Source organism: Rhodopseudomonas sp. RCAM05734 (assembly GCF_052658035.1).
Genome location: NZ_CP199742.1, coordinates 1,930,529 through 1,946,072, shown reverse-complemented (window position 1 = coordinate 1,946,072; position 15,544 = coordinate 1,930,529). Strand labels below are relative to the sequence as shown.

12 protein-coding genes and 1 pseudogene are annotated in these 15,544 nt (G+C 65.2%); 3 read left to right on the top strand and 10 right to left on the bottom strand.

Features of this window, described 5'->3' with window-relative positions; genetic code table 11:
* Nucleotides 1–3: 3 nt before the first annotated feature.
* Nucleotides 4–1,650 carry an FMN-binding glutamate synthase family protein gene (locus ACUXVA_RS09290; RefSeq protein WP_445491770.1) on the bottom strand — a complete coding sequence of 549 codons (1,647 nt, stop codon included), beginning with the start codon at nt 1,648–1,650 and terminating at the stop codon, nt 4–6.
* Nucleotides 1,651–1,824: 174 nt separating this feature from the next.
* Nucleotides 1,825–2,599: pseudogene (locus ACUXVA_RS09285) on the bottom strand (ferredoxin--NADP reductase).
* Between the two features lie 365 nt (nt 2,600–2,964).
* On the opposite strand from ACUXVA_RS09285, the gene ACUXVA_RS09280 reads away from it, so the two are divergent.
* Genes ACUXVA_RS09280 through ACUXVA_RS09270 form a run of 3 tightly spaced genes read left to right on the top strand, consistent with a single transcriptional unit; the run spans nt 2,965 to nt 6,340 of the window.
* Nucleotides 2,965–3,975: an ATP-grasp domain-containing protein gene (locus ACUXVA_RS09280; protein ID WP_265080565.1), complete on the top strand. Its 1,011-nt coding sequence runs from the start codon at nt 2,965–2,967 to the stop codon at nt 3,973–3,975.
* On the top strand, nt 3,947–5,287 hold the full coding sequence (locus ACUXVA_RS09275; RefSeq protein WP_445491767.1) for a bifunctional folylpolyglutamate synthase/dihydrofolate synthase: 1,341 nt from the start codon (nt 3,947–3,949) through the stop codon (nt 5,285–5,287). The genes ACUXVA_RS09280 and ACUXVA_RS09275 overlap by 29 nt, the downstream gene beginning before the upstream one ends.
* A 51-nt stretch (nt 5,288–5,338) precedes the next feature.
* On the top strand, nt 5,339–6,340 hold the full coding sequence (locus ACUXVA_RS09270) for an NADP-dependent oxidoreductase (protein ID WP_445491765.1): 1,002 nt from the start codon (nt 5,339–5,341) through the stop codon (nt 6,338–6,340).
* 888 nt (nt 6,341–7,228) lie between these two features.
* On the opposite strand, the gene ACUXVA_RS09265 is transcribed toward ACUXVA_RS09270, so the two are convergent.
* From ACUXVA_RS09265 to ACUXVA_RS09230, 8 genes are all read right to left on the bottom strand, one after another.
* Nucleotides 7,229–8,458, bottom strand: a complete 1,230-nt coding sequence (locus ACUXVA_RS09265) for a cytochrome c (protein ID WP_265080567.1) — start codon at nt 8,456–8,458, stop codon at nt 7,229–7,231.
* Nucleotides 8,459–8,468: 10 nt separating this feature from the next.
* Nucleotides 8,469–10,232 (bottom strand): GMC family oxidoreductase, encoded by a 1,764-nt coding sequence (locus ACUXVA_RS09260; protein WP_265080568.1) that lies wholly within the window; start codon nt 10,230–10,232, stop codon nt 8,469–8,471.
* A 1-nt stretch (nt 10,233) separates the two neighbouring features.
* Nucleotides 10,234–10,986, bottom strand: coding sequence for a gluconate 2-dehydrogenase subunit 3 family protein (locus ACUXVA_RS09255; protein WP_265080569.1), 753 nt, complete (start codon nt 10,984–10,986; stop codon nt 10,234–10,236).
* A gap of 150 nt (nt 10,987–11,136) precedes the next feature.
* Nucleotides 11,137–12,735 carry a copper resistance CopC/CopD family protein gene (locus tag ACUXVA_RS09250; RefSeq protein WP_445491762.1) on the bottom strand — a complete coding sequence of 533 codons (1,599 nt, stop codon included), beginning with the start codon at nt 12,733–12,735 and terminating at the stop codon, nt 11,137–11,139.
* Complete coding sequence (locus ACUXVA_RS09245; protein WP_265080572.1) at nt 12,732–13,262, bottom strand: YcnI family protein; 531 nt, start codon at nt 13,260–13,262, stop codon at nt 12,732–12,734. The genes ACUXVA_RS09250 and ACUXVA_RS09245 overlap by 4 nt, the downstream gene beginning before the upstream one ends.
* Before the next feature lie 10 nt (nt 13,263–13,272).
* On the bottom strand, nt 13,273–13,803 hold the full coding sequence (locus ACUXVA_RS09240; RefSeq protein ID WP_265080573.1) for a copper chaperone PCu(A)C: 531 nt from the start codon (nt 13,801–13,803) through the stop codon (nt 13,273–13,275).
* A 91-nt stretch (nt 13,804–13,894) separates the two neighbouring features.
* Complete coding sequence (locus ACUXVA_RS09235) at nt 13,895–14,260, bottom strand: DUF2946 family protein (protein ID WP_265080574.1); 366 nt, start codon at nt 14,258–14,260, stop codon at nt 13,895–13,897.
* Nucleotides 14,261–14,330: 70 nt separating this feature from the next.
* Nucleotides 14,331–15,194 carry a LysR family transcriptional regulator gene (locus ACUXVA_RS09230; RefSeq protein ID WP_265080575.1) on the bottom strand — a complete coding sequence of 288 codons (864 nt, stop codon included), beginning with the start codon at nt 15,192–15,194 and terminating at the stop codon, nt 14,331–14,333.
* Between the last annotated feature and the right edge of the window lie 350 nt (nt 15,195–15,544).

The following is a 15,544-nucleotide window of genomic DNA, read 5'->3' as shown; positions in this document are numbered from 1 at the left end:
AGTCTAGCTCACCGCCGCAAACGTCTCGGCGCTGGCCATATTCCACGCTTCGCGAAAGCGGGCGTCGCCGGTGCCGTCGATCAACTCGCCCGGCCGCAGCGATGGATAAAGCCGCGTGAACGAATGCACGTCGCTGCCGGAATCGCGATGCGAGAAATGGATCGGCCGGATGTCCTGCGGGTGATCGAGGCCGGCGGCGGCGATCAGTTCGGCCAGCGCATGCAAGGTCGCCTGGTGATAGTTATGCACGCGGTCGGTCTTTTGAGGCACCACCAGCGCGCGGGCTCGGGTCGGATCCTGCGTGGTGACACCGGTCGGGCAGCGATCGGTGTGGCAGCTCAGCGACTGGATGCAGCCCAGAGAGAACATGAAGCCGCGCGCCGAATTGCACCAGTCGGCGCCGATCGCCATGGCCCGGGCAACATCGAAGGCGGTGGCAATCTTGCCGGAGGCACCGATCTTGATACGGTCACGAGCGTTGATGCCGACCAACGCGTTATGGACGAAATTGACGCCCTCGCGCATCGGCATGCCCAGATGATCCATGAACTCCAGCGGCGCGGCACCGGTGCCGCCCTCGTTGCCGTCGACGACGATGAAATCCGGATAGATCCCGGTCTGCAGCATCGCCTTGCAGATGGCCAGAAACTCCCAGGGATGGCCGATACACAGCTTGAAGCCAGCCGGCTTGCCGCCGGACAACCGCCGCATCTCGCCGATGAACTCCATCATGCCGACCGGGGTCGAGAAGGCTTTGTGGTAGGCCGGGGAGATGCAGTCCTCGCCCATGCCGACGCCGCGAATGCGGGAAATTTCCTCGGACACCTTGGCCGCCGGCAACACGCCGCCATGGCCGGGCTTGGCCCCCTGGCTGACCTTGAGCTCGACCATCTTGATCTGATCGCTCGCCGCGACCTTCGCGAATTTCTCCGCATTGAACGAGCCGTCAGGATTGCGGCAACCGAAATAGCCGGAGCCGATCTCCCAGATCAGATCGCCGCCCATCTCCTCATGATACGGACTGACGCCGCCTTCGCCGGTATCGTGAGCGAAGCCGCCCTTTCTGGCGCCGGCGTTCAAAGCGCGAATGGCATTGGGACTGAGCGCGCCGAAGCTCATGGCGGAAATGTTGAACACCGACGCGGAATAAGGTCTGGCGCAGTCCGGTCCGCCGACGTTGATGCGGAACGCTTCGCTGGCGTGCGGCCTGGGTGCCACCGAATGGTGCATCCACTCATAGCCCTGCTCGTAGACGTTCTTCTGCGTTCCGAACGGACGCTTGTCGAGGACCATCTTGGCACGCTGGTAGACGACGGCGCGGGTGTCGCGGCTGAACGGCATGCCGTCTTTTTCACTCTCGAAGAAGTACTGCCGCATCTCCGGCCGGATCTCCTCGAGCAGGAAGCGCAGATGCGCGGCAATCGGATAGTTGCGCAGCACCGCATGATCCTTCTGCACGAGATCGCGGATACCGAGCGCAGTCAGCCCGGCAAACACCAAAGTCGGGATCAGCACCAGGTCGAACACCTTGTGGTCGGACAGCGCGATGCCGATCAGGAGCACCGTCACCACGCTGCAAATCGTCAGAACGATGAAGCGCGGCGAGAAGGGGAGCATCAACGTTTCCATAAGACCCATCCGTGACATCATTTGCGCAGCGATTACGGCCGCGGGCGATCAATTGTTACACTGCTTGGGTCAGGATACCGACCGCAGGAAGTGACAATCAATTGATCCTTACAGGGATTGCCCACTCCCGCGAATGACAAAACCCGCGCCAGGGCGCGGGTTTTGCGGTGCAGTGCAATCATGTCTCGCGGAAGATCAGCGCTCGACGAAAGCCTTCTCGATGACGAAATGGCCGGGCGTATTGTGGCTGCCTTCGGTGAAATCGCGCGTTTCCAGCAGCACCTTGAGGTCCTCCAGCATATGCGGGCTGCCGCACATCATGATGCGGTCGGTCGCGATGTCCAGCGGCGGCATGCCGCTGTCGTTGAACAGACTGCTCCGATGTAATCAGGTCGGTGATCCGGCCGCGGTTGCGGAACGGCTCGCGCGTCACGGTAGGATAGTAGATGAACTTGTCCTTCATCAGCTCGCCGAACAGTTCGTCCTTGGCCAGTTTGTCGACCAGTCGTTCGCCATAGGCGAGTTCCGAGACTTGCCGGCAGCCGTGCACCAGCACGACGGTCTCGAAGCGCTCGTAGATGTCGGGATCCTTGATCAGGCTCGCGAACGGCGCGAGGCCGGTGCCGGTGGACAGCAGCAGCAGACGCTTGCCGGGCAGCAGGTTGTCGGCAACCAGGGTGCCTGTCGCCTTGCGGCCGACCAGGATCTTGTCGCCTTCCTTGATCTTCTGCAGCCGCGAGGTCAGCGGACCGTCGGCGACCTTGATGCTGAAGAACTCCAGCTCTTCCTCATGGTTGGCGCTCGCCATGCTGTAGGCGCGCAGCAACGGGCGGCCGTCGACCTCGAGGCCGATCATGGCAAACTGCCCGTTCTGGAAGCGGAAACTTGGGCTGCGGGTGGCGGTGAAGCTGAAAAGCGTATCCGTCCAATGCTGGACAGACAGAATCGTCTCTTGATTGAACGCGCTCATGAGATTGATTTTCCACTGCGTATCTTTTGTGGAACAAAGCTGTCGTTCCACGCCCTAAAAGGTCAAGAAACCGTTGCAGTAATTGAAGAATTCGGCATCTCGCACTTGCGTAACGGGACAATTAGTCAAACTTCGCCGGCGGCGCAATTGCGGATTCGGACTCGCGGGCGGAATAATTCCAAAAGCAGGTAACCCATGCGATGGGCGCAGGGCGACAGCGAATTAACTTGCGTCGTGAAGGCACAAATCGACATTAAATTTCGCAGCGTTCCGCTGTGGAAGCGGCTTCGGCGATCCGGTAATGTGTCCGGCCATCCGACAAAGCAGACCGAGCGGCCCGCAGGGGATCGCCAAACCGGTGCCCGATGCCAAGCCTGCAGAAATTCCGGGCCGGAAAACCCGCCTTCTACCCCGACCAGACGATCTATGCCGAATTTGCCTGCGCCACGTTCGGATTGAGGTTCGAGGAGCTCGACAAGGGTACGGGACTGGTCTTCCGCGTCAGCTCGGCCGGCGACAGCGTGTGCTTCAGCGCCGGGCGCGGCTCGTTCTATCCGCAGAATTCCGCCACGGCAGCGACGCTTGCGGGCGACAAATACTTCGCCCAGGTGGCCCTCGACCGCGCCGGACTGCCGACGCTCGGCGGGCAGTATTTCTTCCTGCATGAGCGCCACCGCGCGCATCGCCCGCCCGGCCACGAGCGCGCCGATGTCGTCGCCTGTTTCCGACAGCTCGGCGGCGTCGCCTTCCTCAAGCCGCTGGCCGGATCGCGCGGCGATTTTGCGCAGACGATCGACACCGAGAGCGGCCTCGCGGACTACCTGGACGAGGTCGCGCGCTACTACGATGCGGTGCTGTTGCAGCCGGTCGTGTCAGGACGCGAATACCGGATCTTCGTGCTGGACGACCGGATCCTCTATTCGGCGCGAAAGCTGCCGCCATCGCTGGTGGGCGACGGGACGCACGCCATCTCCGAACTGCTCGCCGACCACGATATCGCCCTGCAATCCCGTGGCCTCTCACCGGTCACGCTGGGGCAGCCAGAGTCCGGCGACAGCGATGTCGTGCTGCCGGCGGGCTCCCGGCGCGACATTCCCGGCCGCATGAATCGCAGTGCCGGCGGATCCATGCTATTCGAAGCGCCCGGCGCGGAACGTGCCGCCTTTGCCCTGGCGACACAGGCCGTCCGCGCGCTCGGCCTGCGCGCCGCAGCCGTGGACATGTTCACCGATGTCGCGGGCGAGGCCGACAACATCAGGATCATCGAAGTGAATGCCAATCCGTCGATCCGGTTTCTCGAGGACAGCGATCGCGCCGACCTGATCCTGGCGATCTGGCAGCATACCTTTGCTGCGACGGGCCTGCTCGGTGTTTAACCTGCCGAAATACGGCGCGGGCATCTGCCTGTCGCGCCTCGCCGCGCTGCTGGCCGCGCTGTGCGTCGACCGCGAACGCCTGCGGCAACGCTCCGTGGTGGTGACCGGCTCCAATGGCAAAGGCAGCACCGCGGCCTTCACCGCCAGCATCGGGCACGCCGGCGGCCTGCGCACCGGGCTGTTCACATCGCCGCATCTCATACGCTTTAATGAACGTTTCCAGATCGACGGCGTCGCCATCGGCGACGATGAGCTGGCCGCGCTGATGCTGAGAGTCGCCACCGCCATCGTCGATCTCGGCCGCAGCGGGCTGCACGAAACGTTCGGCGCCTTCGAAGCGCAATTCGCACTGGCCTGCCTGTACTTCCAGGAGAGCGACTGCGACTTCGCGGTGTTCGAGGCCGGCATTGGCGGCCGCTACGATCCGGTGCGCCTGGTCGGCGCGACCGTCACCTGCGTGACCTCGGTGGATTACGAACACGTCGACCTGCTCGGCCATTCGCTGGAGCTGATCGCCTCCGACAAGAGCGATGCCTGTGCCGCCGGTGGCACTATCGTCTATGGCGAGAACTGCCGCCCGCTGCAGCGGCACCTCGGCGAATATCTTCGCCATCGCGAGGTCACCCCGATCTACGTGCGCGAGCAGATCGCGATCCGCAACGAGGCGATGTCGGCGACGCGGCAGCAGTTCGACCTGTCGTTCCGCGGCCACCGCATCCACGGGCTCGAGATGAGCGTGCTCGGCGACTTCCAGTTCAACAACGCCGCCATTGCCGCCGCGCTTTTCCTGCTGTGGTCGAAGCGGATGCATCCGGCGAACGCCGACGAGACCGTCGACGCTGCCATCGCTGCGGGTTTGCGCACGGCGCGCTGGCCGGGGCGGCTGGAAGTGGTGCAGGCCGATCCGCTGACGGTGATCGACGTCGGCCACACGCCGGATGGCGTGGCGCAGGCGCTGAAGAGCCTGCGGGCCATCCATGGCGACGAGCGCTGGCTTCTCGTGCTGGGCGTGTCCGGCGACAAGAGCGTCGATGACATCGCGCAGCAGCCGGCGCCGCATTTCGACACCATCGTCTGCACCCGCGCCTATCACAAGGGCGCCGCTGTGCAACTGATCGCGGCTGCGGCGGAGCGCGCTTATCCGCAGGCGACGCTGCATGTCGCCGCCACCATCGAGGACGCGATCGAGATCAGCCAGCGACTGGCGCGCCGGTTGAACCGAAAAATCTATGTCGCCGGCGGGCTGTTCGTGGCGATCGAATACCTTACCGTGCTGCGCGGCGGCCGCGCCGAGGATTTGAAGTTCTTCTGACTGAAAACCTGCTTGTCGGGCAAAACCGACAGTCGACAATGGAGAGACGCCATGACCGCCACAACCAATCGCCAGGTACTGCTGGTCGAGAAGCCCACCGGCAAGCTCGGGCCTGAACACTTCAAGATGTCGGAGAGCGCCATTCCCGAGCCGAAGGACGGCGAGGCCCTGCTGCGCGTGCGTTACATCTCGCTCGACGCCGCCAACCGGGCGTGGATGCATGGCGCGACCTATCGCGCGGCGGTGGAGACCAATACGGTAATGGCCGGCGGCGGCATCGCCGAGGTCATCTCGTCGAAGGCGCCGGGGCTTGTCGCCGGCGATATCGTGTTCGGCGATACCGGCTGGCAGAACTTTGCCGCGGTGCCGGCCAAGCAGCTCAGCAAGATGCCGAAACTAGAACCGATGACCCATCTGCTCAGCGTCTACGGCATCGCCGGACTGACCGCCTATTTCGGCCTGCTCGATGTCGGCAAGCCGAAGGCCGGCGAGACCGTGGTGGTCTCCGCGGCCGCCGGCTCGGTCGGCTCCATCGTCGGCCAGATCGCCAAGATCAAGGGCTGCCGCGTGGTCGGCATCGCCGGCGGCAAGGACAAGTGTCACTGGCTGACGTCGGAACTCGGCTTCGACGCCGCGGTCGACTACAAGGACGGCAACCTGTTCAAGGCGCTGAAGGCCGCGGCGCCCGACGGCATCGACGTGTACTTCGACAATGTCGGCGGCGAGATCCTCGAAGCCTGCCTGGCGCAAATGAACCTGCGCGGGCGCATCGGCTGCTGCGGCGCCATCTCGCAATATGACGGCGCGCCGCAGGCCACGGGCCCGCGCGGCGTGCCCGGGCTGATCGTCGTGAAGCGCCTGATCATGCAGGGCTTCATCGTGATGGACTATATGAACCAGCGCGACGCCGCTTTGGCCGAGTTGCAGTCCTGGGTCGCCGCGGGACAACTCAAGGTCCAGGAGGATGTCATCGACGGCCTGGAAAACACGCCGGCGGCGCTGATCGGATTGCTCGCCGGCGAGAACCGCGGCAAGCGCATGATCCGGGTGTAAGGGCGGCGCGACCGGGCTCACGTTCCCCGGACGCGGTGCAACGCGCCGCCTTCTGGCGGCGTGGTGCGCCGCAGATCCGGAGCCCAGCTTGGTGACATCAAGAAGCTGGGCCGGATCTGCGCAGCAGCGTTTCGGACGATGCTGCGCATCGTCGCTCACGCCGCAGCGCGTCCGGGACACGTGCCTTGGCTTTCCTGATTCAACTGTCAAACAGCCAAGCAACGACAATCCCGCGACGCCTCCGCGTCCGGGCTGTGCTGCATTCCCTTGCCCTCCGAATCGAGAGGGCGCGCGGAACGCCGGGTGCCCGCGCGCAGTGGTGTTAACGGTCTATGTCGTGCTCTCCCCGGCGGCCGACACGGTTTCTCGTCGCCGTCGCTTCCGGTTGAGGGTGTTCCACGGACGGGTTGCCGCGGACTCTCCACCGGGCTTGGTGCTCACGCGGGGCACCAGGACCACACGCCTTCGCCGTCCGCGCAGCGCTGTCGTCTGCGCTTCCTCCGGTTCTCACTGGCCATTCTGGCGAGCCCTGAACCGAAGTCCGCGCCTGACGCTGCCGCGTCCACCGCACCCCGCCCCGCGAACCTGACGATCGCGAGTCGCCTCTCTCGGTGGGGCGGGATGCAATGGATTATAAACCTAAACTGATGATCGTCTATAGAGTCTAGGAAAAAATATCGCAGTCCGAGTTCGGTCTGTTCCCCGGACGCGGTGCACTGCGTCGCGCTTGCGGCGTGGTGCGCCGCAGATCCGGCCCACAGCTTGTTGATATCAAGCAAGCTGGGTCCCGGGTCTGCGCAGCAGCACTGCCGGCAATGCTACGCATTGCCGGCAGTGCTGCGCGCCCGGGAAACGATCAACATCAGGATCGTGCCCGAGACACGAGACCTACGGCATCTTCGCCGATGCCGCGCGCTGGCTCGCCACCGCGCTGGCCGGAACGGCGGTTGCCGCATTGCCCCAGCTGTTGCGGATGTAGGTCAGCGCCGCGGCAAGCTGGGCGTCGTTGAGACGCCAGTCGAACGCCGGCATCGCCGGTCCGGTCGGGGCGCCCGCCGTGGCGACGGCGCGGCTGCCGGTCAGCACCACATGGGCCAGCGTGGTGGGATCGTCGGACTGCACCAGCGCGCTGCCGGCCAGCTTCGGGAACAGCAGCGTCTCGCCCATGCCGTTGTCCTTGTGGCAGGCGGCGCAGTTGTCCTTGTAGATCGCCGCGCCGGCAACCATCGCATTGCTGCTGGCCGCGACCGGCGCCGGCTTCGCCGCACCGGCAGGCGCGCCGGAGTCCTTCAGATAGGTGGCGATCGCTGCGATATCCGCGTCGGCCATCTGCGAGGTGGAATGCGTCACCGCTTCCGACATCGGACCGGAGGCCAGCGTCCAGTCATTGGCGCCGGTCTTGAGATATTGCACCAGTTCCTGCTTGGACCATTTGCCGATGCCCTTGTGAGTGTCGGGTGTGATGTTCGGCGCGAACCAGCCCTGCAACGTTCCGCCGGCCAGCGGCGCCGAGGTCTTGTCGCCGCCGAGCAGCGTCTTCGCGGTATGGCAGGTGCCGCAATGGGCCGGCCCCTGCACGATATAGGCGCCGCGATTCCATTCGTCCGACCTCGCGGGATCGGGCTGGTAGCGGCCCGGAATGAAGTTGATCCAGTTCCACACCGCCATGACGAGACGGATGTTGAACGGAAACGGCAACTGGTTGGCGACGACTTCATTGCGCACCGGCGTAATGGTCTTGAAGTAGGACCGCAGCGCCCGCACGTCGTCCTCGGTCATTTTCGTATAGGCGGGATAGGGCATCGCCGGATACAGCCGCCTGCCGTTGTGGCTGCGGCCTTCCTGCAGCGCCGAGACGAATTCGTCATCGGTGAGATTGCCGATGCCGGTCTCGCGGTCCGGCGTGATGTTCGGCGGCGCCAGCTTGCCGAACGGGGTTTCCAGCGCGAGGCCGCCGGCGAACGGCGCGCCGCCCGGCGCGGTGTGGCAGCCGATGCAGTCGCCGAGCACCGCGAGGTTGCGACCGCGCTCGATGCGCTCGAAGCTCTGGGGATCCTGCGCCAGGGCCGGACCGGTGAACGAGACGAGAAGCGCCGCAGCGGCGAAAGAACGGTTCATCGCGCGCATCCTAAACCAGCGGACCGGGATTCTTGAGATAGCGATCCTTGATGGCATCCGCCGTCCAGTAGGCCAGCGCGCCGACCGTGCCGGTCGGGTTGTAGCCGTGGTTCTGCGGAAACACCGAGGCGCCGCCGGGCACGAACACGTTGTGCACGTCCCAGCTCTGGCAGTAGCGATTGACCACCGAGGTCGCGGGATCGGCGCCCATCACCGTGCCGCCGGTGTTGTGGGTGGTCTGGTAGATCGTCGAATTCCACGGCCCCTTGCGCGGGTTGGCGGTCATCTCCACCGGATCGAGCGCCTTGGCGATTTCGGCGAGCCGATCGGTGAGAAACTGCGACATCTTGATTTCGTTGTCCTTGAAATCGAACGTCATGCGCAGCAGCGGCCGGCCGAAGCGATCGTTGTAGGTGGGATCGAGATCGAGGTAGCAGTCGCGGTAGCTGTAGGAGCTGCCGTGGGTCGAGATGCCGTAGGCGCTGTCGTAGGTTTCCGCCGCGGCCTTCTTCCACTGCGCGCCCCATTTCGGCGTGCCTTTCGGCACCGGCATGGTGGTGATCGGTCGCGCACCGGTCTGGCCCGAGCCCATATAGCCGCCACCGAAGAAGCCGAGATCCTTGTGGTCGAAATTGTCGCCGTTGAACTCGTCGATCATCATGCCGCCGGAGCCGGTGGCGATGAAGTTGTTGAGGATCTTGTCCTTGAGGATCATCGAGACGCCGGACGTGGTCTGGTAGGCGTAGTTGCGACCGACCACGCCCTTGCCTGTGACGGGGTCGTAAGGCGTGCCGATGCCCGACAGCAGCATCAGCCGCACGTTGAACAGCGAGAACGCGCAGACCAGCACGATGTCGGCGGGCTGCTCCCATTCCTCGCCGGAGGTGTCGACGTACGTCACGCCGGTGGCCTTCTTGCCGGTCGAGTCCAGGTTGATCTTCGTGACCTCGGATTCGGTCTGCGCGGAGAAATTCGGCATCCGCATCAAGGCCGGCAACACGCAGACCTGCGGGCTGGCCTTGGAATAGTTGCCGCAGCCGAAGCGCTCGCAGAACCCGCAATAGGTGCACTGCCCCATCTTGACGCCGAGCGGATTGAGATAGGCCTTGCTGATATTGCCCGACGGTCGCGGAAACGGCTTGTAGCCGAGCTTGGTCGCGGCCTCGGCGAACAATGTGGAGCCGTAATTCTGCTTCAGCGGCGGGGTCGGATATTCGGAACTGCGCCAGCCCTCGAACGGATTGCCGCCGGGCTGGATCTGGCCCTTGAGATTGCCGGCCTTGCCGGAGATGCCGGCCAGCTTTTCGAAGCGATCGTAATACGGCTCCAGCTCGTCATAGGTGACGGGCCAGTCCTGGATGGTCATGTCGGCCGGGATCTTGTCGGCGCCGTAGCGCTCTTCGAGATGGCTGCGCAGGTTGAAATCGTTGGGCAGGAAGCGCCAGGTCTGGCCGTTCCAGTGCACGCCGGCGCCGCCGACGCCGTTGCCCGGCAGGAAGCCGGAGAAGCTGCGGATCGGCAGCGCGGTCTGCTTCATGTTGTTGCGAACGGTCAGGGTCTCCTGATCCGGGCGCAGGAACAGGTCGAGACGCACACCATAACGCAGTTCGTCCTGGGCATAGCCGGGCGGGAAGTCGGTGGCGGTGTCGCGCCACGGGCCGCGCTCGATGGCCACCACGTCGAGGCCGGCCTTGGCCATTTCATAAGCGAGAATCGATCCGGTCCAGCCGAGACCGACGATCACCACATCTTTGCGGGGAAGCTTGCGCGCCATCTTATTCTTTCACTGTCCAGTCGGATCGGCCCATGATGCCGACGGGCGGCAGCGGATATTTCTCGTTGTGACGTCCGACCCAGTCGCGGTAGTCGTAACGCGCGCCGGGGAAGCCGACGAGCTTCCAGCCGGCCATGTCCTTGTTGCCGCCATAGATGGGATCGGCGAAGAAACCCTCCTGGGTGTTCTTCAGCAGCAGCGCGAAGAAGCCGGCGCTGTTGACCGGCTTGAGATCGATCTTGCCGGTTTCGAGACCCGACAGCACCTTGTCCTGATCGTCCGGCGCCAGATCGCGAAAAGTCTTTCCGGAAAAATTCGCCTTGATGTAGTCGGCCAACGCCTTCAGCCCGGCGCGGTAGCGCACCGCGGGCATTTCCGGCGACTGATAGCCCTGCCCGGCGACACCCGGCATGAACGGCGGCCGCAGATAGAGACCGGCGCCGACGCCGTAGGGACCGGCGAGCTGGCGATCGATGAACACCGCGCAGCCGGACTCCTTGCCGCCGGGACCACGCTCGTCCGGCGGGATCAGGCGATCGACTGCGGCTTCGATGGTCGCCGCTTCGTCTGCCGTGAAGAACATCCACGGACCCGGCCGCACCGGAATCGGCGGCGTCGCGGTGCCCGGCTCCCAAGGCAAACCTTGCGCGATGGTGCGGGCCCGGGCGGTCGTCGCGCCGGCGACGAGCAAGGCCGCCGTGGAGACCAGCAGCGATCGTCGCGACAGGGCCGAGGCGAGAGGGCGATCGTTCATTCACTGAATTCCAGATTGGAGGCTTTCCAAGCTTTGGACGCGTTGCGACGGTCAGTCAATTCGCAGTGCGAACGCGCATGGCTCCTGTCGCTCGGCGCATGGACGACCCGGCCAGGCCGCTTCGTGATTTCAAAACGCAAATCACACAGATTATTTGATCAGGATTGGCGCCTCGACGCGAACCTGCTCGAAATCGGAAATCAGAATGACCAGACCGAGCATCCAGCGGCCGGGAACCGAGGCGCTCATATGAACGCGCCAGGTGCCGTCCTCCTGCCGCTGGGCCTGCGCCGTCATCGCTTCGACGCCGATCGCCGGATTCGACAGGGTCACCGACACGGCCATCGCCGTCAGCGGTCGTTCGTCCGGCGTCTCCAGTTGCACGGCGATATCGAGCGGCCCGGCATGGCCGGGCGTGATGGTCACATTGGCCATCGCCTTGTCGGTATGGATGTGGGTGAAGAAGTCATCGCCTTTCACCACCAGCAGGCGCGGCGGCGGCGTGAAGCGCCACAGCGCCACCACGCCGAGGATGACCGCCACCAGCACCAGTTCGCCGGCAATGGACATCCGCAGGCGGCGGCGCGCCGGTGCCGCGCCAGCCGCGACCGCGGGGGTCAGGGACAGCCGGTTCCACAACGCCAGCGCCAGCAGCAGCGCGACCAGCGCAAGCTTGGCCATCAGCACGCGGCCGTAGTCGGTGCTCCACAGCGCCGCGATGTGCTGCAACTGCAGGACCGCGAGCAGCAACCCGCTGGCCAGCAGGCCGGCCACCGCGAACGGCACCGCGCGCGAAAATCCAAGCAGAGGACGCCGCACGCGGTCGCCGCGGCCGAGCAGCCACGCCAGCGGCAGCAGCGCACCAATCCAGAACGCGAGGCTTGCGCCATGCAGCGCCACCGCGGCGATGGCCACCATGCGCGGCTCGGCGGTGGCGGCATGGCCGGTGGCGGCAAGGGCCGCTCCGGCGCCGAGCAGCGCCAGCAACGACAGGGCTTTTGCCAGTCGCGCGCGGGTGCGCAACGACAGCAGCCCGGCGATGAGCGCGAGCGCAGCGATGGCGGCGGCAAGCCCGAACGAGCCGTGGGCCCCGGCGCGCCACACCGCCGGCAGCACCAGCGCCGACGCCGACGCCGCCAGCGCGTCGAGCCCCTGCAGGCCGATGGACAAAGCGAGCGCGAGCAGGCCGGCAACACTGACCGCTGCGATCGCGATGCGGAGCCGGCGCATGCCGCGCGGCATTTTCATCCGTGCGAGAAAGAACGCGCCGCCCGCGCCGACGAACAGGCCGAGATAGATGACGATACGCGTGGCCCAGATCGCGCCGCGCAGCGCGACGCTGTCGCTGCTGACCAGATCCGGCGCCGGGACGCTGCGGGCGCCGATCCAGAACGTCAGCGCGCCGCCGACCGGGTGGCCATCTTCGGAGACCACCCGCCAGCTCAGGATATAGGCGCCGGGCACCAAAGCCGCGGACGGCATCAGCACCAGGCTGGCACCGTGACGCGCGATCTGCGTGACGTCGGAAGCGACGCCATGCCGATCGACGATCCGCATGGCGAGCGGCTCGACCGCCTCATTGAAGCTGAGCGTCAGCGATGCCGGCGCAGCCGCCAGCACCGCCTCAGGCGCGGGATCGCTGGCAACCAGGCTGGCATGGGCCGATGCCGCCGACGGCTGCGCCAGCGCGAGCAAAAGCGCGCACCAGAACAGCAGCCGCCATCGACGCCATGGCGTCGAGCGGATCACGGCGCCTTCGGTTTCAATCGCACCCCGGGCGCCGGCTCATGCAGCTTCTCGGCGCCCTCGCCGGCCGCCGGGATCTCGATCCAGCGATTGGCGCCCTTCTCGCATTCCTGCACCACCGGAAAGTACAGCGTCTGGCCGGGCGTGTCGGGCAGCTTCATGTTGACGCCGAAGGTGTCGTACATGCTGTCCGGCAACGGTCCGCCGCGCCACGAGATCTCGTCCACGGTCTCGGTGATGGTCTTGCCGTGCAGCGAAGGCTGCGGCGCAGCCAGCGTCCGCTTCTTGATCTCCACGGTCCAGCCCGGCTTCATCTGCGGCTTCACCGACAGCACGCCCTCGGGCATCTTGACGCGCACGGCGACCGTGGCACTGCCGTCGCAGCCATGGCCGACATTGAACGCCGTCTGGAAATAGGCGCCGGCGGTTGCTTCGTCGGGACGCGCCGTCACATGCGCCACGGCCGGCGCCGCGAGCGAGATCAGCGCCGTCGCGGCGGCCGCAGCCGCTGCCGTTCTCATGGTCAGCATGATCCGGCCCTCACTTCTTCATGCCGGAGTGACCCGGCATATCCTTCATGTCGTGTGCCGGAGCGGCGCTGGCGCCCGGTGCCTGTGCGCCGACGCCCTGGATATCGAACACGGTTTTGACCTTGCCGGCCTTCTCGAAGTCGAGGGTCACCGCCACCTTGTCGCCCTGCTTCAACGGGCCCTTCAGATCCATCAGCATCAGGTGATAGCCGCCGGGCGCGAGTTTCACGGTCTTGCCGGGCGCGATGGCCAATCCAGACTCCAGCGGGCGCATGGTCATGACGCCGTTGGTCGTGGCCATTTCATGCACCTCGAGGCGGCCCGCAGCCTCGGTCGAACCGCCGACCAGGCGGTCAGGCGCGGTGCCCTTGTTTTCGATGGTGAGATAGCCGCCGGCGACCTTGGCGCCGCCGGGCGTGGCGCGGGTCCACGGCTGGCTGATGACGAGATCGCCGGCCTTGACGTCGTCGGCGTGCGCCGGCGTGGCCAACAGGGCGCCGAGGACGAGGACGGCGGAGAGATGACGGGTGGCGTATGTCATGACGGACTCTTTCAGAATGTGGGGATTGGATCGATGAAACGCGCGCAGCCGCGTCAGCGGTCAGGCAGCAACGCACAGCAACGGCTGAAGATCAGGACAGCGTGGGCGGCGCGCGGGCCTGCGCGTTGGAACCGGCGCGGACCGTCGATGCCGCCCTCGCGGCTTCAAGCCAGGCGACCTGCTGAAACGACCGTTGCAGGCGCACGAAGCCAGGCGGCGGCGTGGTCATGGTCACGGTGAACGCGTGGGCGCAGGCACAGAAGGCGCAGCAATCGGTGGGCTGATCGGACGTGCTATGCCCGGCATCGCCGGCGTGCATGCCCGAGCAGATCTGCGCCATCGCCACGGGATCGCTGACCGTGCTGGCCACAGCACGAAACGCGCCGATCGGCGCCAGAAGCTGCACCAGAACGGCGAACAGCACGATTGGAATGAATGTCTCCAGCTGGCGTCGCATGGTTGTCCCTGACATGTCCGCGACTTTTATCACCGGCATTTGGGCTTGTCGAATATCCGCCCGGGCAAAGCTACAATGTCTGGAACGCCGTCTGCAGCGCGCCGAACCATGGCGTGTTCGCCCATTCGTGGCCGGGGCGCTTGCACAGCAACAGCTTCGGCGCGCGCAACGCCGGCAGATAATAATCGGAGGCCGTCACCAGCGAGGCGGGGACGACGCAGGTCGGCAGCACCGTCAAACCGATGCCGGCCTTGGCGGCCTCGATCCTGGCGTGGGAGTCCGGAGCGGAAAAGGCGATCCGGTAGATCATGCCCTTCTGCTCCAGTGCCTGGATCATCAGGTCATGGGTGACCTGACCGGGCCAGGTGAGCAACGGGATTGGCGCGCCGGGGCTGATGGTGAAGTCGGGCGACCGAACCCAGGTCATGTCCTCGCTGTGCTCCGCGATCACGTCGAGCGACATATCCGGCGAGGCGTCGGGACCGACCAGGAACAATCCGATGTCGATGAACCCGTCGAGCAGGCCCTTGGCGATCTCGGCGGAATTGTCGGCATAGATGCAGATGCTCGCCAGATCGCTCCTCACTATCCCCTGCATGATCTTCGGCGCATAGATGTTGCTGAGCCCGAGCCGCACCGAATGATCGTCCGACGAGGTTCCGCGCAGACGCAGCAGCTGGTCGTTGGCCTCGAGAATCCTGCGTGCCTGGGTGAGCACCAGCTTGCCGAGTTCGGTGGTCGCCGAACCGTTGGCCGATTTCTGGAAGATGCTGCCGCCCACCGCGTGCTCGATGCGCTTGATCTGCGAACTGATGGCGGGCTGGCTGAGACCCAGCAGCTTGGCCGCCTTGGTGATGCTCCCGACTTCCGAGATTCCCACCACCGAGCGCATGATCTCGGTGGGAATGTTGAGGTGCTGATATCGTCGATGCATCGAACGTGGTCCTTTGAGACCGGCGATCCACGGGGCGACACGCATGCATGCCAGCGCCACAGCGACGGGATCGCGCACGGACGGGATCGTCACGCGCAGATTGCTCTCAGATGTTTTGATCGGGCAATCGAAGCCGATTGCTTGCTGAGGTTGTATCGATCAAATCTTACGCGCGCCAATCAATTCACGCGATGCGCGGCACAAATCGTCAGAAGCTGCGGCGTGCGATATTTTTGGGTACGGCCCTACCATGATCGTGCGCGCATGCGATCACCAACGCGCCGCATCCAGGTGGGATGCAGCGCGCGGGATTCACGTTCCGCGTCGGCGCCATCGATTCGGCGAGCAAA